The following is an 18,556-nucleotide window of genomic DNA, read 5'->3' as shown; positions in this document are numbered from 1 at the left end:
TGCGTGTCTCTGGGGCGCATGTGAACCGGGGGGCTTCTTCACCGCAGCCGCCCTGTCGATCGCAGCCCCGAGCCCTGCCTCACTGACGAGCTACTGGGGGTAGCAACCACATGACGAAGAAGACGCGGATCCGTGTCGCACGGATAGCGGCCGGCGCCGTGATCGCGGCCGGTGCCTCGCTGACCGCCGCCGGTGCCGCATCCGCCGCGGAGGCCGAGGACTGCCTCCTCGGCATCCTCTGCGCCGACGAGTCGCCCACTCCGACCCCGACGCCGACGGATGTCCCCACGGACATCCCCACCGACGTCCCGACGGACCTCCCGACCGACCCGCCGTCGACCGAGGAGCCCACGGACGAGCCGACGGAGCCCACGGACGAGCCCACCGAGCCGACCGAGGACCCGACCGACGCGCCGACCGACCCGGGCAACGGGAACGGCAACGGTGGCGGCAACGGCAACGGTGGCGACAACGGCGGCGGCAACAACACCGACCCCGACGGCGGCACCTCCCCGCAGGAGGAGGGCTCCTCCTCCATTACGGACACCGGCTCGGACTCCACCCCGGCGGCCCCGCAGGGCCAGGCCCAGGCCCAGGGCAACGGTGCGGAGCTCGCCGAGACGGGTGCCGCGCAGACCACCTTCCTGGTGATCGGCGCCGCCACGATGATCGCCGGCGGTGTCGGCTTCCGCCTCCTGCCGCGCCTCGTGGGCGGCCGCGGCGGGGCTGCCGCCTGACGGTAGCCACGTCCGTACGGACCGTAGGCACAGCGCGAAACCGAGGGCCCGGAGCGAAATGCTCCGGGCCCTCGGCCTTGTCTTCGGGGGGGCTTCCGGGTCTTCCCCTCGCGCCGGTTACGCGGTCTGGTGGGCGAGCAGGGCCACGGCCGCGATCAGGATCGTCAGCAGGGCGATCAGCGCCATGGGGTTCAGATTCGAGAGGAAGTTCTCCTGCTGCAGGCGCTCGCGGTTCGCGCGGCAGACGGGGCAGCGGCCCTCACTGACGGGGGCCGCGCAGTTCGCGCACACCAGCCGGTCGTACGTCATGCGCTTGCCCTCCTTGCGACGGTTCCACGTGTCCAACGTGTGTGGGGGCGGGAATGTTCCCCTCTCCACTTTGCCAGGTTCCTCCGCGGGGTGCGCGGTCGCTGCCGAAGAGGTGGTGGTGCATCGCGCCCCTCGGGGGTCGTCACAAAACGGAACATCCGTGGCGCAACCACAGTCGGTGACTGCGCTGCCCTCCCCGGTTCGCGTATGGTCACGCTCATCTACCCCCGGCGACCCGTGGTGCATCCGTGATCCGATTCGACAATGTCTCCAAGGTCTACCCCAAGCAGACCCGCCCCGCCCTCAGGGATGTCTCCCTGGAGGTCGAGAAGGGCGAGTTCGTCTTCCTCGTGGGGTCCTCCGGCTCCGGAAAGTCCACCTTCCTGCGGCTGATCCTCCGCGAGGAGCGGTGCAGTCACGGGCAGGTGCACGTCCTGGGGAAGGACCTCGCCCGCCTCTCCAACTGGAAGGTGCCGCAGATGCGGCGCCAGCTGGGGACGGTCTTCCAGGACTTCCGCCTGCTGCCGAACAAGACGGTCGGCGAGAACGTCGCCTTCGCGCAGGAGGTCATCGGCAAGTCGCGCGGCGAGATCCGCAAGTCCGTGCCGCAGGTGCTCGACCTCGTCGGGCTCGGCGGCAAGGACGACCGGATGCCCGGCGAGCTGTCCGGTGGTGAGCAGCAGCGCGTCGCCATCGCGCGGGCCTTCGTCAACCGGCCCAAGCTGCTCATCGCCGACGAGCCCACCGGCAACCTCGACCCGCAGACCTCCGTCGGCATCATGAAGCTGCTCGACCGCATCAACCGGACGGGCACGACCGTGGTGATGGCCACGCACGACCAGAACATCGTCGACCAGATGCGCAAGCGCGTCATCGAACTGGAGAAGGGCCGCCTCGTCCGCGACCAGGCCCGCGGTGTCTACGGCTACCAGCACTGAGACCGCACCCTAGATCACGGAAAGGCATAACCAGTCGCCATGCGCGCCCAGTTCGTCCTGTCGGAGATCGGCGTCGGTCTCCGCCGCAATCTGACGATGACCTTCGCCGTCATCGTCTCCGTCGCCCTGTCGCTCGCCCTGTTCGGCGGGTCGCTCCTGATGAGCGACCAGGTCAACACCATGAAGGGCTACTGGTACGACAAGGTCAACGTCTCGGTCTTCCTCTGCAACAAGAGCGATGCCGAGTCCGACCCCAACTGCGCCAAGGGCGCGGTGACCGACGACCAGAAGAACCAGATCAAGACCGACCTCGACAAGATGGGCGTGGTCGAGAAGGTCACGTACGAGTCGCAGGACCAGGCGTACAAGCACTACAAGGAGCAGTTCGGCGACTCCCCGCTGGCCAGCTCCCTCACGCCGGACCAGATGCAGGAGTCGTACCGCATCAAGCTGAAGGACCCGCAGAAGTACCAGGTCATCGCGACCGCCTTCGACGGGCGGGACGGCGTGCAGTCCGTTCAGGACCAAAAGGGCATTCTGGACAATCTGTTCGGGCTGCTCAACGGCATGAACTGGGCGGCGCGGGCGGTGATGGCGCTGATGCTCGTCGTCGCGCTGATGCTGATCGTCAACACCGTGCGCGTCTCGGCGTTCAGCCGGCGGCGTGAGACCGGCATCATGCGCCTGGTCGGCGCCTCGGGCTTCTACATCCAGGCGCCGTTCATCATGGAGGCCGCGGTCGCCGGGCTCATCGGCGGGACGGTCGCCTGCGGGTTCCTGGTGGTCGCGCGGTACTTCATCATCGACCACGGTCTGGCGCTGTCCGAGAAGCTGAATCTGATCAACTTCATCGGCTGGGACGCGGTCCTGACCAAGCTGCCGCTCATCCTCGCCACGAGTCTGCTGATGCCCGCGTTGGCCGCGTTCTTCGCGCTGCGCAAGTACTTGAAGGTGTGACACATGACAACAGGGGCCGTGCGGTCAACCGACCGTACGGCCCTTCCCCTTGTCCTAGACTCACCGGCATGTCAGGTCGTGACCCGTTCTGTCAGCCCCGTCGCATCCGCCGCGGGGCAGCCCTGACCTTGCTCTTCACGAGCGTGCTCGTCGCCGGTGCGGCCACCGGGTCCCTGCCGCAGGCCGACCGGAAGTCCGCTCCGGACGAGGCCCGTTCGGCCACCCCGGCCGGGAGCCACGCCGATGTCGCCAGGGCCGCCGAGGAGGCCATGGCCGACGGCAAGTCCCCGATGGAGGCCGCGAAGCGCGCGGTCAGCCGCAGCGGGGACCGCTGGGGTGCCGTCTACTCCCAGGGCGAGTACGAGGAGTTCGAGGAGTCCCTCGACGGCCAGTACACCGGCGTCGGGCTGTGGGCCCGCAGCGGACGGGACGGCCGTATCGAGGTGACCAAGGTGCGCCCCGGCTCGCCCGCGGCCACCGCCGGGATCCGCCCCGGAGACCTGCTGCGCAGCGTCGACGGCGAGAAGACCTACGGGCGGCCCGTCACCGAGGTCGTCTCGTTACTGCGCGGGGACGCCACCGAGGCCACCGCCGGCACCACCGTCCGCCTGGGCCTGGAGCGCGGCACGCGCGCGTGGAGCGAGACCCTGCGCCGGGCCCAGCTGTCCAGGGACTCGGTCACCGTCCGGGAGGTCGCCGGTTCGGTCACCGTCATCAGGGTCGACACCTTCACCAAGGGCTCCGGCGACCAGATCCGTGCGGCCGTCCGGCAGGCCCCGCGCGGCGCCGGCATCGTCCTCGACCTGCGCGCCAACTCCGGCGGCCTGGTCACCGAGGCCGTCACCGCCGCCTCCGCCTTCCTCGACGGCGGCCTGGTCGCCACGTACGACGTCGACGGCGAACAGCGCGCCCTGCACGCCGACCCCGGCGGCGACACGACGAGACCCCTGGTCGCGCTCGTCGACGGCGGGACGATGAGCGCGGCCGAGCTTCTCACCGGTGCCGTCCAGGACCGGGGACGGGCCCTCGTCGTGGGCTCCCGCACCTTCGGCAAGGGCTCGGTCCAGATGCCGAGCCGGCTGCCCGACGGCTCCGTCGCGGAGCTGACCGTCGGGCACTACCGCACCCCCTCCGGCCGCGGGGTCGACGGCCGGGGCATCACGCCCGACCTGGAAACCGACGACGGAGCGCTCCAGCGGGCCGAGACCCTGCTGCGCGGTCTCGCCGGCCCGTCGTAATCGACTTTCCCGGGGCCCCCTCCGTAGTGCGAAAATGGACGGCACTATGGCTAAGGAAAAAGGGCGCAAGATGATCGCGCAGAACAAGAAGGCGCGGCACGACTACCTCGTCATCGACACCTACGAGGCCGGTCTGGTCCTCACCGGGACCGAGGTGAAGTCGCTGCGCCAGGGACGAGCGTCGCTGGCCGACGGCTTCGTGCAGATCGACGGGCACGAGGCGTGGCTGCACAACGTGCATGTGCCGGAGTACAGCCAGGGCACCTGGACCAACCACAGCGCCCGGCGCAAGCGGAAGCTGCTGCTGCACCGGCTCGAGATCGAGAAGCTGGAGTCCAAGTCCCAGGAGACGGGTCACACCATCGTGCCCCTCGCGCTGTACTTCAAGGACGGCCGCGCCAAGATCGAGATCGCGCTGGCGAAGGGCAAGAAGGAGTACGACAAGCGTCAGACGCTCCGCGAGAAGCAGGACCGGCGCGAGACCGAGCGGGCGGTCTCCGCGGTGCGCAGGAAGCAGGGGGCGTAGGTCCCCCGCACGTCACCTGGGGGTCTCCGGCGGGTGGGGGAATACGCTGGCACCGACCCGCGTTGGTCACGTACGATGGCACCTGCACCCCACGCAGGGCGCACGGTTTGAAAAATCAACATGGGGATGATCGGTTTCGACAGCGGCTGTCGAAGCAGGGGAAGCGTGTCGAGGAAGCGGCCATGATCTCGTAAACCACAGGCCGAAAAAAATAATCGCCAATTCCAAGCGATCTGTCTCCCAGGGCGAGCTCGCCCTCGCTGCCTGATTTTCAGGTAGCGAGCAGCGGCTCCCCTACTTAAGGGAGTGTCAGCCCGGGGGTGTTCCCGACCCGGATCCTGGCATCATTTAGGGAACTAAACCTTGATCCCGGTCACGGGGTGAAGAGGGAAACCAAACAGTGACTGGGCCCGTCGGAGACTTGTCGGCGTGATCTCCGGGGCCGAGAAAAGCGAAGCCGACTGCACACGGAGAAGCCCTCCTTCTGCACCGGTGGACGCGGGTTCGATTCCCGCCATCTCCACTCATCCCATGTGGGCACAGGCCCCGTCGCTTCCGAGCGGCGGGGCCTTTGTCATGGCCGGACAGGGTGGCAGTCAGGGTGTCTCCAGCCGCAGCGAGCCGGTTCCCGTCGGTGCCGGCGCCTCGCGGTCGGCGGTGGCGAGAGCCCAGGGGGCTGCCGGGTCGCTGCACGACGCCCGCAGGATGTCCCCCTCGCGTAGGACCGTGAAGGTCACGTCCCCGACCGGCACCGTCACCCGGTCGCCGTCCCGCAGGCCGTACGCCCGCAGGGTCACGCCGGCGGCGTGGTCGTAGTCCGGTCGGTCGTCCACCGCGCCCACCGGGATCACGGCCCCGGGCCGGACCAGCAGCGGCACGCTCAGGAACCCGTGCCGTTCGCGCACCCAGCGCGGGCCGGTCACCGTCTCCCCGGTGAGGAAGTGGGTCCAGGTGCCCTCGGGGACGTAGTAGGTGACATCGCCCTCGTCGCTGAACACCGGCGCGACCAGCAGGTCCGGGCCGAGCATGTACTGCCGCTCCAGATGAGCGCACCCCGGGTCGTCCGGGAACTCCAGTACCATCGCCCGCATCACCGGCACGCCCTCGGTGTGGGCGGTCCGGGCCGCCTCGTACAGATAGGGCATGAGCCGCAGCTTCAGCCGGGTGAAGTGGCGCGCGACCTCCACCGCCTCCTCGTCGAACAGCCAGGGCACGCGGTACGACGAGCTGCCGTGCAGGCGGCTGTGCGAGGAGAGCAGGCCGAAGGCCAGCCACCGCTTGAACAGGGCCGGTGTCGGTGTGCCCTCGAAGCCGCCGATGTCATGGCTCCAGAAGCCGAACCCCGACAGGCCGAGGGACAGGCCGCCGCGCAGGGACTCGGCCATCGACTCGTACGTCGCCTCGCAGTCGCCGCCCCAGTGCACCGGGAACTGCTGGCTCCCCGTGGTCGCCGAGCGGGCGAAGAGGACGGCCTCCTCCTCGCCGCGGTGCTTGCGCAGCACCTCGAAGACCGTGCGGTTGTAGAGGTACGTGTAGTAGTTGTGCATCCCCTCCGGGTCGGAGCCGTCGGACCAGGTCACATCGAGCGGCACGCGCTCGCCGAAGTCGGTCTTGAAGCAGTCGACGCCCTGCGCGAGCAGCGCCTCCAGCTTGGCGGCGTACCACTCACAGGCGGCCGCGCTGGTGAAGTCGACCAGAGCCATGCCGGGCTGCCACATGTCCCACTGCCAGACGCTGCCGTCCGGGCGCTTCAGCAGATGCCCGAGCGCCTTGCCCTCGGCGAACAGCGGGGAGCGCTGGGCGATGTACGGGTTGATCCAGACGCTGACGCGCAGGCCCCGGGCCTTCAGCCGGGCGAGCATGTCCTCCGGGTCCGGGAACACCCGCGGATCCCACTGGAAGTCGCACCAGTGGTACTCGCGCATCCAGAAGCAGTCGAAGTGGAAGACGGAGAGGGGAAGCTCGCGCTCCTTCATGCCCTCGATGAACGATGTCACCGTCCCCTCGTCGTACGAGGTGGTGAAGGACGTCGACAGCCACAGGCCGAACGACCAGGCGGGCGGCAGGGCCGGGCGGCCGGTCAGGGCCGTGTACTTGCGCAGGATGTCCTTCGGGGTGGGGCCGTAGATGACGTAGTACGTCAGCTCCTGGGTCTCCGCGCTGAACTGCACCCGGGACACGACCTCCGAGGCGACCTCGAAGGACACCTGGCCCGGGTGGTCGACGAAGACGCCGTAGCCCGCGTCCGTGAGGTAGAAGGGCACGTTCTTGTAGGCCTGTTCGCTGCACGTGCCGCCGTCGGCCTGCCAGATGTCGACGACCTGCCCGTTCTTCACCAGCGGGCCGAAGCGCTCACCGAGGCCGTAGACGGCGGTGCCGACCTGAAGCACCAGCTGTTCGCGCAGGTGGTGCGCGCCGGTCGCGTCCCGCATGATGCCCATGCTCTTGTGGCCGCTGCTGGTGAGTGTGCGGCCGTGCGCGGCGAACTCGACGTGCCAGGGGCCGCCGCGGGCCACCCGGACCGACAGCTCGCCCGAGGTCAGGGTCGCGTGCTCGTCGTCGTACGCGATCCGCGCGGCCGGCCGGGAGTCGGTGAGTTCGAACTCCGGGCCGCGGGGCTGCCCGCCCGTGAAGTGCGTCAGCGTCAGGCCGATGACGTCGGGTATGGGGGTGTGGGCGCGCAGTGTCAGGACGGGGCCCGTCATCAGGTCGCCGCGGGAGCGGACGGGCCGGGTCGGCGCGTGGATCTCCAGCGCGTCGTCCGACTCGGTGACGTCGAGGACCTCGGCCGGGTGGGCCGCGGTGACGCCTTCGCGCAGAAGCCAGTAGCCGTCGGTGAACTTCATGTGGGGGTCCCTAACTTCCCGGCGCATGGTGTCGAAGCGCTTCGACAGCCGAAACGTATGCGGGGCACGTGAGGGCGTCAATGGGGTGTGGGGCAATCGGTGAAGCGATTCGACGCCCGGACCAGCGACAACGCCAACGCCAGAGCTGCCGCCGTCACCGGAATGATGTATCCGGCCGTCGCCGACACGTGCTCCACCGTCCAGCCGCCGAGCGCGCCGCCACCGGCGATGCCGCCCAGCAGGCCGGTCACCGCGAGGGTCATGCCCTCGTTCAGCCGGCCCTCGGGCGTGCGCTGCTGGACCAGCGTCATGGTGGTGACCATCGTCGGCGCCGTCGCCATCCCGGCGACCAGCAGCGCGCCCGCGAGGAACAGGAGGGAGCCGGTGAGGACGGCCGCGAGCAGGGGCAGGGTCAGCAGCGCGGTCATCGCGGCCACGCACCACGGCAGACGTGCCGCGGCCGGCCCGCTGGGCTTCGCGGCGCCGAACAGCAGGCCCGCCGCGCAGGAACCGGCCGCCTGGAGCGCGAGTACGGCACCGGCCGCCGACTGCTGCCCCCGCGTGTCCGCGAACGCCAGCGTGACGACCTCCGTCGAGCCGAAGATCCCGCCCATCGCCAGACAGACCGCGAGCAGCGGGGGCATGCCGGGGGCGCGCAGCGGCGCCTTCGCGGGTATGCGCTCGCGGACCGGCGGCTCCGTCGCGCGCCGGGTCGTGAACAGGAGCATCCCCGTCAGCAGCAGCACCGCGCCGACGAGCGTGCCCGCCTCCGGGAAGAACGTCCCGCACAGGAAGGCCGCGAGCACCGGGCCCAGCATGAAGCACAGTTCGTCCGCCGCCTGCTCGAAGGAGTGGGCGGTGTGCAGGCCCTTGGGGTCGCCGGCCAGCAGATGGGCCCAGCGGGCCCGGGACATGCCGCCGGTGTTGGGGGTCGTGGCGGTGGCCGCGTAGGAGGCGAACAGGGTCCAGTCCGGGGCGTCGTAGCGCACGCACAGCAGGAGGGCGAGGGAGCCGAGGACGGCGATCACCGTGGCGGGCAGGGCGACCCGGGCCTGGCCGTGCCGGTCGACGAGCCGCGCGGTCCACGGCGCGACCATCGCCGTCGCCGCGAGCCCGGTCGCCGTGACGGCACCGGCCAGGGCGTACGAGCCCCGCGTCCCGGCGATCATGACGACCGCGCTGACGCTGAACATGCCCATCGGCAGCCGGGCGATCAGGTTCCCTGCGGTGAACGCGCGGGCGCCCGGCAGGCGGAAGAGGCGGCGGTACGGGGTGAGGTGCGGCATGGCCCCACCGTCGCCCGGCGGTGATCAAGCGGTCCAACACCTGTTCCGTGCGGACTCACGCACCTGGGTTGTAGGACCGCTTTGTGTTTCTTCATACAGAGCTATGGAGAGTCCTGATGCTTCTATTGGCGCATGGAAAAGATGCTCAACGGGGAAATCCTTCACTCGTTTGCCGCGCATCCGCCGAAGTGGGCCGACGGTTAGTCGGTACATGACCGAGGCGACCAGGAAAGACGGCTGGGCGGTAACGCTCGGCCCGTACACCTACATTCCCGCTCCGGCGCACTCGTCGGCCACTGTCAACGGCACGCTCACCAACGGCGGTTGCCCGGTCACGCTGCAGGTGACCGAGCCGGTTCTGCGCGATTTCATCGACACCATGTGTGTGCTCGAAAAGGATCTCGCGCGACGGTGGATCAGTGCGACGGAATGGCCCGCATTCGCGCTTGCAGAATAGTCGGGTCGCGCTATGTATGACAATAAAATCGAAGGCAGTGGCCGGCACCGGGCTCCGACCCGGGAATTCTTCACTCCCCTGACACCACCGGACCCGACCTGGGATCCGGCCGAGGAACTGGCGTTCATCCTCGAGGAGGCCCTCGGGCAACAGGCGGCGAGGGTTCCCGCCCCTCGTGACGAGGTGACGGACCCGGAACCGGACCTGGAGCCGGCGCCCGCCGCCCCGACATCGGGCGCTTCGGGTGTCCACATGCGGCGGCTCCAGGACATCACCGAGGAACTGGCGCCCGTGCGGGACGTCCACCGGCGCCACCGCAAGGTCCGCATCCGCAAGAGACCCGGCCTGCTCCGCACCACCAGTTTCTTCGTCGCCGCCCTGGCGGCCGTCATCGCCTCCGCGGTGAGCCTCCTGAGCGGCCTGGTCGCCTACGACCCCCTGCGTCTGGTCGGTGTGTCCCCCGAGGGGAAGAGCCTCGGCAGCTGGTGGCCCCTGCTGGTGTACGGGCCCTGGCTGGTGGCCTCCCTGTCCGTGCTGCGGGCCGCGCTCCACCAGCGCCGTGCCGTGCACTCCTGGTGCGTGGTCCTGGTCTTCTCCTGCGTCGCCGTACTGCTCTGTGTCGTCCAGGCGCCGAGGACCGTGCTCGGCACCGCGGCGGCCGCCCTGCCGGGTGTGGCGGCCCTGGCGTGCTTCCAGCAGGTCGTCCGCCAGATCACCCTGACCCGCCCGCCCCTGCGCTCGATGCCCCGGCACCGCCTGGGCCAGGCCGGGCCGCGGGACGTGCCCGAAGCCGGCGAGGGGGCGGGGCAGGGTGAGGCTCCCGGGCGGGGCAACGGCTCCTGAGCCCTCGCGCTGTCGGGGAGCGGCCTCGTCCCGCCGCTCCCCGCTGTAGGTTCACCGCATGCCCGCCCACCTCGACCCCCGTCTGCTGCGTGGCTTCGTCACCGTCGCCGAGGAACTGCACTTCACCCGTGCCGCGGTGCGTCTTCACGTGGCGCAGCAGGCACTCAGCCGGGATGTGCGGCGGCTGGAGCGGGAGCTGGGCGCCGAGCTGTTCGTGCGGACCACCCGGCAGGTGACGCTCACGCCGGAGGGAGAACGTCTGCTGCCGTACGCCCGTCGTGTGCTGCGGGCGCAGGACGAGCTGCTCGCCGCCTTCGACCAGGCCCGGCCCCTGTTGGTGGACCTCAACTCCCCGGGCCTGGTCACACCGCGCCGCGTGCTGCACCGGGCGCGTGAACTCGCCCCCGGCCACGAGCTGATGGCCCGCTACGAGAGCGGCCTGACCGGAGCCGCCGGGGAGTTGCTGGCCGGGCGGCTGGACGCGTCGTTCGGACGGTTCGCCGGGCTGGATCCGGCGCTGCGGGCCGGGCTCGACCACCAGCCCGTGCGGTACGAGCCCATGGCGGTCGTGCTGCCCGAGGACCACCGGCTGGCCGCGCTGGAGGCGGTGCCGCTCGCCGAGCTGGCCGGCGAGACCGTCTACGCGGGGGCCGGCAATCCGCGCACGCCGGAGTGGACCGGCCTCGCGCGGCAGTTGTTCGAGGGGCGGGGCATCGAGATCGCGCCACCCGCGCCGCTGGCCGTGGGCGAGGAGGAGTTCCAGCGGATCATGGCCAGGACACGCAACCCGGTCCTGGCCGTCGTGGGGTTCCCGGCCCTGCCGTCGATGGTGTCCCGGCCCCTGGTCGATCCCGTTCCGCTGTCTCCCGTGTCGCTGGTGTGGCGCAAGGGCCTGACCCACCCCGCGTTCGACGCGCTGCGACGGGCGGCGGCCCGGCTCGCGGCGGAGGAGGGGTGGCTGGAAAAGCCCGCAGGGGGATGGGTTCCGGCCGGGGACGATGTCCGCATGGCGTCTCGCCACTGACACGATTCGGTACGCGGTCCACACGGAACCTCCGCGTGCGCTACATTCAACGCCTGAGCACGGTGTGGTAATGGGGGGCGCTCGGACGGGCGAGGGGGCCCGGTCCGACGACGGGTGCTCAGGTCGTCAGCGCACCTGAACCATCCCGTGGGGGGAAGTGCGTGCGCGTGGAAAAGTGGCGAGAAGACGCCCAACCCGAGTGGCCCGAGGCCGCGTCGGTAACCGGTGGCCTCCCCTCGGACGGCAGAGTCCGTGACCGGAGAGCGACGCAGGCCTTCGCCGGGAACGACCTCCAGGGGACCGGTCACCGCCTGCCCGCCGGGACGGAGATACTGCGCGGCATCCCCCGGCAGAGCGAGGGCGAAGCCGACTCGTTCGTCCCGGACCCCGGGCCCCGGACCGCCGTCCGCGACCCCTGGCAGGAGCCCGAGGAAGCCGCCCCGTCCGGCCACGGCCGCGACTTCGCCGGGGACCTCGAGGAACCGTCCGAGCACAGCCACGACCCGCACGAGGTCACCGTCCAGCTCGACGCCGTCCAGCTCGGGGACGGGTTCGTCCGGCAGGTCAAGCAAGGCCCCGGAGCGGGCTCCGAAGCCGCCGACTCGCCCGTGTTCGTCGACGAGTCCGGCCGCCGCAGCCGCCGCTTCCGCCGGATCGGCATGGCCGTCGCGCTGGCCTGCGGGATCTACGCCGTCGTCATCGTCGCCACGCTGATGTCGGGCAACTCCCAGGCGCCCTGGCTGCCGGTACCGGGCCAGAAGGACGCCCCGCCGGCCGGGCAGGTCGACACCCCGCCGCTGCCCGAGCGGTCGGCACCGACCGACGGCACCGGAGCCACCACCCCGGGCAGCACGCCGGCGACCGAGGAGGGCACGGCACCCGCGCCCGGCGTGAGCGCCGGCGAACCCGTGGCCTCCGCGACCCCCGGCCGCACCGGCACGACCGCCAAGCCCTCGCCGACCGCGTCCCGGACCGCACCGGCCCCGGGCACCGGCGTCACCGACCCGACCCCGAGCAAGCCGGCGGACCCGCCGAGCACGCCGGTGACCGACCCGACGCCGCCCGGCGAACCCACGCCCGAGCCGACCGAGACGACCGGCACCGGCGACAACGGCGGCACCGGCACGGTCGCCGACGGCCCGGCCCCGACCCAGCCGGTCGCGCAGTCGCCCGTGGCCGAGCAGCCCGCGGCCTGAGCGCTCCGCTGAAGGCGCCGCGAGGTGCCGCCGTTCGTCTGCGGCACCGTCGTGGCCGGTCGCGAAGATCCCCGCGCCCCTACAGGGCGCTGCCGGACCGCCGCCCGCACCCGTCCCCGTACCACCCGCTCCCCGCACCACCCGGAGTACCACCACCCATGGCATCCCGTACCCGTCGTTCCGGGCGCGCGTCCCGAGCCCGTGACGGCTCCAGGCGCCGCCGCCTGCCCATGCGCCTGCTGCTGCCCGTGCTTCTCCTCGTCGCCCTGATGGCGATGCTCATGCTGCGCGGCTACGTGCACAGCGAGATCCTCGCCGACCACCGGGTCGGGCCGCCCGCGTCGAGCGACCAGGTCCCGAAGGAGATCCTCGAGGGCGGGCCCGTCATAGACACCCGGGAGGAGAAGCCGACCGCGCTGGAAGTCCCGGACCGCGAGCTGGTGCTGACCTTCGACGACGGGCCGGACCCCGAGTGGACGCCCAAGGTCCTCGACATGCTGAAGAAGCACGACGCCCGCGCCGTCTTCTTCATCACCGGCACCATGGCCTCCCGTCACCCGGACCTCGTCCAGCGCATGGTCGACGAGGGCCACGAGATCGGACTGCACACCTTCAACCACCCGGACCTCGCCCTGCAGAGCAAGAGCCGGGTCGACTGGGAGCTGTCGCAGAGCCAGCTCGCGCTGGCCGGGGCGGCGGGCATCCGCACCTCGCTCTTCCGCCCGCCCTACTCGTCGTACTCGCACCTCATGGACAACAGGTCCTGGCCGGTGACCGAGTACATCGGCAGCAAGGGCTACATCACCATCGTCAACGACACCGACAGCCAGGACTGGCGCCGTCCCGGTGTCGACCAGATCATCCGCAACGCCACCCCGAAGAACGGCGACGGCGCCATCGTGCTGATGCACGACTCCGGCGGCGACCGCTCCCAGACCGTCGCCGCGCTCGACCGGTTCATCTCGGGGCTGCAGGACGAGGGCTACCGCTTCGACACCCTGACCGCCGCCCTGGACGCCCCCAGCGCGCACACCCCGGTCGCCGGGCTCGACGCGTTGAAGGGCAACGCGTGGGTCTTCCTCGTCCAGGCCTCCGAGAAGACGACCGGCGTACTCGTCGCCGGGCTCGCCGTCGTCGGCGTGCTCGTCTTCGCCCGCCTCGGGCTGATGCTGATCCTCTCCGTCGCGCACGCCCGTCGTGTCCGCCGCCGCGGCTTCCGCTGGGGCGAGACCGTCACGGAACCGGTGTCCGTCCTCGTGCCCGCCTACAACGAGGCCAAGTGCATCGAGCAGACGGTCCGTTCCCTGGTCGCGAGCGACCACCCCATCGAGGTGCTGGTCATCGACGACGGCTCCAGCGACGGCACCGCGCGCATCGTCGAGAACCTCGGGCTGCCCGGCGTACGCGTCATCCGCCAGCTCAACGCGGGCAAGCCCGCCGCGCTCAACCGGGGGATCGCCAACGCCCGCTACGACCTCATCGTGATGATGGACGGCGACACCGTCTTCGAACCGTCCACCGTCCGCGAACTGGTGCAGCCCTTCGGTGACGCGCGGGTGGGCGCGGTCGCGGGCAACGCCAAGGTCGGCAACCGGGACTCGCTGATCGGCGCGTGGCAGCACATCGAGTACGTGATGGGCTTCAACCTCGACCGCCGCATGTACGACGTGCTGCGCTGCATGCCGACCATCCCCGGCGCGGTGGGGGCCTTCCGGCGCAGCGCTCTGGAGCGCGTCGGCGGCATGAGCGACGACACGCTCGCCGAGGACACCGACATCACCATGGCCCTGCACCGCGACGGCTGGCACGTCGTGTACGCGGAGAAGGCGCTCGCCTGGACCGAGGCACCGGAGTCCGTCCAGCAGCTGTGGTCCCAGCGCTACCGCTGGTCGTACGGCACGATGCAGGCGATCTGGAAGCACCGCCGGTCCCTCGTGGAGAGCGGGCACTCGGGCCGCTTCGGGCGCGTGGGCATGCCGCTGGTGTCGATGTTCATGGTCGTGGCGCCGCTGCTGGCCCCGCTCATCGACGTGTTCCTGCTGTACGGGCTGGTGTTCGGCCCGACGGAGAAGACCATCGGCGCCTGGCTGGGCGTCCTCGCTGTCCAGGGGGTGTGCGCGGCCTACGCGTTCCACCTCGACAAGGAACGCATGACTCATCTGATCTCGCTCCCGCTCCAGCAGCTCCTCTACCGCCAGCTCATGTACGTCGTGCTGCTCCAGTCCTGGATCACCGCCCTCACCGGCGGCCGGCTGCGCTGGCAGAAGCTGCGGCGCACGGGCGCGGTGGGCCTGCCCGGGGCCGGATCGGCCACGCCCCAGCGGCAGATGGACGGGAGGCCGGTCGCATGACCACGCATCCCGATGTCGTCGCCGCGGCCCCGGAGAAGGAGCGGACCGCCACCGGCGGCCCCGTCCGCGACCGGTACTTCGACCTGCTGCGCGCCCTCGCCCTGTTCCGTGTCGTGCTGTACCACCTGACGGGCTGGGCCTGGCTGCCGCTGGTGTTCCCTTCGATGGGCGTGATGTTCGCCCTCGCCGGCAACCTCATGGCCCGCTCGCTCAAGCGCCCGCCCGTGCAGGTGATCCGCGGCCGGATGCGGCGGCTGCTGCCTCCGCTGTGGCTGCTGGGCGTCGTCGGCGTCACCGGCATGGTCCTGCAGGGCTGGGGGCCGGACGCCGACGGCCATCCCGGCTGGTGGTGGCTCCACCTCACCTTCTGGATCGTCCCGCTCAGCGACCCGCCGTACGCCGAGGGGCTGCCCGGCGTCCACGGCTTCATCGGCGAGGACTGGGCCGCCGAACTCGCGGGCCCGCTCTGGTACATCCGCGCCTACCTCTGGTACGTCCTGCTGTCCCCGCTGCTCCTGAAGGCCCTGCGCGCCCTGCCGGTGGTCACGCTCCTGGCGCCGATCGCCCTGGCGGTCGCCTTCGAGCAGAGCTACCTCGCACTGCCCGGCGAGCGGTTCCCCTCGGCGCTCACCGACTTCTCCACCTTCGGCGCCTGCTGGATCCTCGGCATGGCCCACCGGGAGGGCATCCTCAAGCGCCTGCCGCGCTACATCGTCCCGTCGGTGGCGCCCGTCATCGCCCTGGCCGGCCTCTGGTACGCCCTGCACCACGGCTTCGGACCGGGCAACGACCTGGACAGCATGCCGCTGGCCCAGGCCCTGTGGTCCCTCGGCACCGTGTTCCTGCTGCTGCACGTCAGCCCGTCCTGGTCCGAGTGGCCGCGCCGGCTGCGCCGCTGGTCCGGGCCGATCACCCTGCTCAACTCCCGGGCCGTGACGATCTACCTCTGGCACAACATCTGCATCCTGGTCGCCGCGACCCTGTGGGACCGGCTGTGGGGCTTCCCCGTGCTGGAGCAGAACGTGCCTGGGCTGCTGGAGAGCGTCTGGCCGGTGCTGGTCCTGGTCTGGGTGCTGATCGGCGGCTGCGTCCTGGCGTTCGGCTGGATGGAGGACCTGGCGGCGAAGCAGAGGCCCCGGTTGTGGCCCAGGAGTGAGCCAAGGGTGAGGGTTCGGGGGAGTCGGAGACGAGCGGTACGCGGCGGCTGATCCCCGTTCCCCCGGCGTTCCCCGGTGTGGAAAACTGCCCGAGTTGCGCATGTGAACGACTGGGATCAGTGACTGACCGGGGGAGCGGTGGGATGAGTAAGCGGCAGACACAGAAGATGCTGCGGCTGATGGCGAGCGGAGAGCCGGTCGAGCTCACCAGCCCGATGGCGTCCGTGAAGAAGCTCGCCCGGCTCGCCTTCGTCGCCCAGCAGTTCGGCTACGAGTACGCGGACGTCCGACAGAGCAGCGGCCGCAACGGCGCGCTCACGATGCTGATCCTGCCCGACCCCAGCCCGCACGCCCGGGGCCGGGCCGCGCAGAACTGGGCGCAGTATCCGGGCGCCGCCGACGGCGTCTCCCTCCCGCCGCTCGTGCCCGACGCCTTCGAGCTCCTCAAGGCCCGCATCAACTTCGACCTCACCGGCAAGAGCGCCGAGAAGCGCATGGGCTACGCGGCCCTCGGCCTCACCGTCGGCTGCGTGATCCTCGCCCTCCGCACGGGCGGGGAGCCCTTCGACTTCGTCGCGGCGGGCGTGGTCTGGCTGCTCTTCATGGCGATCTTCGGCATCGGCCTCCTGGTCACCCGCAAGCGCAACGCGAAGTTCGCCGCCCGGCTGCAGGCGGCCGGCTTCATGCCGGTGACGGACGAGAACGGCCGGACGCGCTACCTCCCGCCCGGGGCCCAGCCGCCCGGGCACGGCAACCCCTTCGGGGGCGGGCCGTACGGCGGTGGGCCGGGGTACGCGGGTGCGCCGGGGCAGGCCGGCGGAGCGCAGGGGTATGGCGGGGTGCCGGGGCAGGCTCCCGGGATGCCGGGTCCGGCCGTCGGGGCGCCGGCGGGTTACGGGCATCAGCAGCCTGGGCAGGCACCGGCGCCGGGCCCGTACGCCCAACCCGCCCCGGGCCCGTACGCCCAGCCCGCCCCGGGCCCGTACCCGCCTCAGCCCGCGCCCGGTCCGTACGGGGCGCAGCCCCCTGCCACGCCGTATCCGCCGCAGCAGCAGCCCGGCCCCTACGCGCCGCAGCAGCCGCCCCACCCCGAGCAGAACCCCCACTGGCAGCACCCGCAACGCTGACACATGCCGCCGAACCTCTCATCCCGCCCGAGCCCGGGGTGAGAGCGAAGTTCCCTCTCGGTCACTCGATGGCACAGTCACGAAACGCGCCCTCCCTACCTTCGGAATGAGCCACTCGAAGTACGACCGAGTCCCGGAGCAAGTGGAGGCGTCATGACAGGCCCTGGCACGGCACCCGCACCCCCGAGCAGGGGCGGACGCTGGATCCAGCACTGGGATCCCGAGAACGAGACCTTCTGGAACGAGACCGGAGAGAAGGTCGCCCGGCGGAACCTCTTCTTCTCGGTTCTGTCCGAGCACATCGGCTTCTCGATCTGGACCCTGTGGTCCGTGCTGGTGCTCTTCATGGGCCCGGAGTACGGGCTGACCCCGGCCGACAAGTTCATGCTGACCTCGATGGTCACGCTGGTCGGCGCCGTTGTCCGCGTCCCCTACACCTTCGCCGTAGCGATCTTCGGCGGCCGGAACTGGACGATCATCTCCGCCGGCCTCCTGCTGGTCCCGACCGTCGCCGCGTTCACCGTGATGGAGCCGGGCACCTCCTTCTCCACCTTCCTGCTCGTCGGCCTGCTGGCCGGCATCGGCGGCGGCAACTTCGCCTCCTCCATGACCAACATCAACGCCTTCTTCCCGCTGCGGAAGAAGGGCTGGGCCCTCGGCCTGAACGCGGGCGGCGGCAACATCGGTGTGCCGGTGATCCAGCTGGCCGCGCTCGCGATCATCGGGGCCGGCGGCGGGCCGCGTGTGCTGCTCGGGATCTACATCCCGCTGATCGTCGTGGCCGCCGTCATGGCCGCGCTCTTCATGGACAACCTGGAGAACGTCAAGAACGACACCGGTGCCGCCAAGGACGCCGCGCGTGACGCCCACACGTGGATCATGTCCTTCCTCTACATCGGCACGTTCGGGTCGTTCATCGGATACAGCTTCGCCTTCGGGCAGGTCCTGCAGAACCAGTTCGGACGCACCCCGCTGGAGGCGGCGTACGTCACCTTCATCGGTCCGCTCCTCGGCTCGCTGATCCGGCCCCTGGGCGGCTGGATGGCCGACAAGTACGGCGGCGCGAAGATCAGCCTGTGGAACTACGTCGCCATGGGCGTCGCGACGGCGGTCCTGATCGGTGCCTCCATGGAGAAGTCGCTGGCGCTGTTCACCGGGGCGTTCGTGGTGCTGTTCGTGCTCAGCGGACTCGGCAACGGTTCGACGTTCAAGATGATCCCGGGCATCTTCCAGAACAAGGCCCTGGCCAAGGGGCTGGAGGGCGAGGAGGCCGCGGCCTACGGGCGCAGGCTCTCCGGCGCCTCCATGGGACTCATCGGCGCGGTGGGCGCGCTCGGCGGTGTCGGCATCAACCTCGCCTTCCGCCAGTCCTTCCTCTCCTACGGTTCCGGGACCGGCGCGTTCGTCGCCTTCCTCGCCTTCTACGTGGTCTGCTTCGGGATCACTTGGGCCGTATACCTTCGACGTACGGCACCGCGGGTACCCGTCAGCACGGCGACCTCGGAGGCGAAGCCGCAGCTCAGCTACGCCAAGGTGTGACGTAACACCGCCGACATCATGCCGA

At 70.7% G+C, this 18,556-nt stretch carries 16 protein-coding genes and 1 other RNA gene; 14 read left to right on the top strand and 3 right to left on the bottom strand.

The window, feature by feature from the left end:
• Positions 1-110 precede the first annotated feature (110 nt).
• Entirely contained in the window at positions 111-737 is a 627-nt protein-coding gene (locus OHU35_RS16545; RefSeq protein ID WP_189723993.1) for an LPXTG cell wall anchor domain-containing protein, read from the top strand.
• 117 nt (positions 738-854) lie between these two features.
• Here the strand turns inward: OHU35_RS16545 and OHU35_RS16540 are convergent, their stop codons facing one another.
• Positions 855-1,046: a hypothetical protein gene (locus OHU35_RS16540; protein ID WP_189723992.1), complete on the bottom strand. Its 192-nt coding sequence runs from the start codon at positions 1,044-1,046 to the stop codon at positions 855-857.
• A 248-nt stretch (positions 1,047-1,294) separates the two neighbouring features.
• Between OHU35_RS16540 and ftsE the strand changes: the two genes are divergently transcribed.
• The 5 genes from ftsE (at position 1,295) to ssrA (ending at position 5,231) form a co-directional block, all read left to right on the top strand.
• Positions 1,295-1,984, top strand: coding sequence for a cell division ATP-binding protein FtsE (gene ftsE, locus OHU35_RS16535; protein ID WP_184593314.1), 690 nt, complete (start codon positions 1,295-1,297; stop codon positions 1,982-1,984).
• A 39-nt stretch (positions 1,985-2,023) separates the two neighbouring features.
• Complete coding sequence (ftsX, locus tag OHU35_RS16530; RefSeq protein WP_189723991.1) at positions 2,024-2,941, top strand: permease-like cell division protein FtsX; 918 nt, start codon at positions 2,024-2,026, stop codon at positions 2,939-2,941.
• Positions 2,942-3,009: 68 nt separating this feature from the next.
• Complete coding sequence (locus tag OHU35_RS16525; RefSeq protein ID WP_405505762.1) at positions 3,010-4,179, top strand: S41 family peptidase; 1,170 nt, start codon at positions 3,010-3,012, stop codon at positions 4,177-4,179.
• Between the two features lie 46 nt (positions 4,180-4,225).
• The gene (gene smpB / locus OHU35_RS16520) at positions 4,226-4,705 is read left to right on the top strand and encodes an SsrA-binding protein SmpB (protein ID WP_189723989.1); all 480 of its coding nucleotides are present in this window, start codon (positions 4,226-4,228) and stop codon (positions 4,703-4,705) included.
• Positions 4,706-4,827: 122 nt separating this feature from the next.
• Positions 4,828-5,231: a transfer-messenger RNA gene (gene ssrA, locus OHU35_RS16515) on the top strand.
• Between the two features lie 70 nt (positions 5,232-5,301).
• Here the strand turns inward: ssrA and yicI are convergent.
• The gene (yicI, locus tag OHU35_RS16510; protein ID WP_405505760.1) at positions 5,302-7,551 is read right to left on the bottom strand and encodes an alpha-xylosidase; all 2,250 of its coding nucleotides are present in this window, start codon (positions 7,549-7,551) and stop codon (positions 5,302-5,304) included.
• A gap of 77 nt (positions 7,552-7,628) precedes the next feature.
• Positions 7,629-8,837 (bottom strand): MFS transporter, encoded by a 1,209-nt coding sequence (locus tag OHU35_RS16505; protein WP_405505759.1) that lies wholly within the window; start codon positions 8,835-8,837, stop codon positions 7,629-7,631.
• Between the two features lie 211 nt (positions 8,838-9,048).
• Between OHU35_RS16505 and OHU35_RS16500 the strand changes: the two genes are divergently transcribed.
• The 8 genes from OHU35_RS16500 to OHU35_RS16465 all read left to right on the top strand — a co-directional run bounded on the left by OHU35_RS16500 (position 9,049) and on the right by OHU35_RS16465 (position 18,531).
• The gene (locus OHU35_RS16500) at positions 9,049-9,294 is read left to right on the top strand and encodes a hypothetical protein (RefSeq protein WP_189723986.1); all 246 of its coding nucleotides are present in this window, start codon (positions 9,049-9,051) and stop codon (positions 9,292-9,294) included.
• A 12-nt stretch (positions 9,295-9,306) separates the two neighbouring features.
• Positions 9,307-10,137, top strand: coding sequence for a hypothetical protein (locus OHU35_RS16495; protein ID WP_189723985.1), 831 nt, complete (start codon positions 9,307-9,309; stop codon positions 10,135-10,137).
• Between the two features lie 58 nt (positions 10,138-10,195).
• Complete coding sequence (locus OHU35_RS16490; protein ID WP_189723984.1) at positions 10,196-11,161, top strand: LysR family transcriptional regulator; 966 nt, start codon at positions 10,196-10,198, stop codon at positions 11,159-11,161.
• A gap of 167 nt (positions 11,162-11,328) precedes the next feature.
• Positions 11,329-12,357: a hypothetical protein gene (locus OHU35_RS16485; protein ID WP_405505756.1), complete on the top strand. Its 1,029-nt coding sequence runs from the start codon at positions 11,329-11,331 to the stop codon at positions 12,355-12,357.
• A 158-nt stretch (positions 12,358-12,515) separates the two neighbouring features.
• Positions 12,516-14,708 (top strand): bifunctional polysaccharide deacetylase/glycosyltransferase family 2 protein, encoded by a 2,193-nt coding sequence (locus OHU35_RS16480; RefSeq protein ID WP_405505754.1) that lies wholly within the window; start codon positions 12,516-12,518, stop codon positions 14,706-14,708.
• The gene (locus tag OHU35_RS16475; RefSeq protein WP_405505752.1) at positions 14,705-15,916 is read left to right on the top strand and encodes an acyltransferase; all 1,212 of its coding nucleotides are present in this window, start codon (positions 14,705-14,707) and stop codon (positions 15,914-15,916) included. The genes OHU35_RS16480 and OHU35_RS16475 overlap by 4 nt, the downstream gene beginning before the upstream one ends.
• A 92-nt stretch (positions 15,917-16,008) precedes the next feature.
• The gene (locus tag OHU35_RS16470; protein WP_405505750.1) at positions 16,009-16,992 is read left to right on the top strand and encodes a hypothetical protein; all 984 of its coding nucleotides are present in this window, start codon (positions 16,009-16,011) and stop codon (positions 16,990-16,992) included.
• A gap of 153 nt (positions 16,993-17,145) precedes the next feature.
• Positions 17,146-18,531 carry a NarK/NasA family nitrate transporter gene (locus OHU35_RS16465; RefSeq protein ID WP_189723980.1) on the top strand — a complete coding sequence of 462 codons (1,386 nt, stop codon included), beginning with the start codon at positions 17,146-17,148 and terminating at the stop codon, positions 18,529-18,531.
• Positions 18,532-18,556: the final 25 nt, after the last annotated feature.

Origin of the sequence: Streptomyces purpurascens (genome assembly GCF_045040895.1) — a bacterium.
GTDB lineage: Bacteria > Actinomycetota > Actinomycetes > Streptomycetales > Streptomycetaceae > Streptomyces > Streptomyces purpurascens.
Note: the sequence above shows the minus strand (reverse complement) of the source record. Positions and strands in the feature narration are given on the sequence as shown.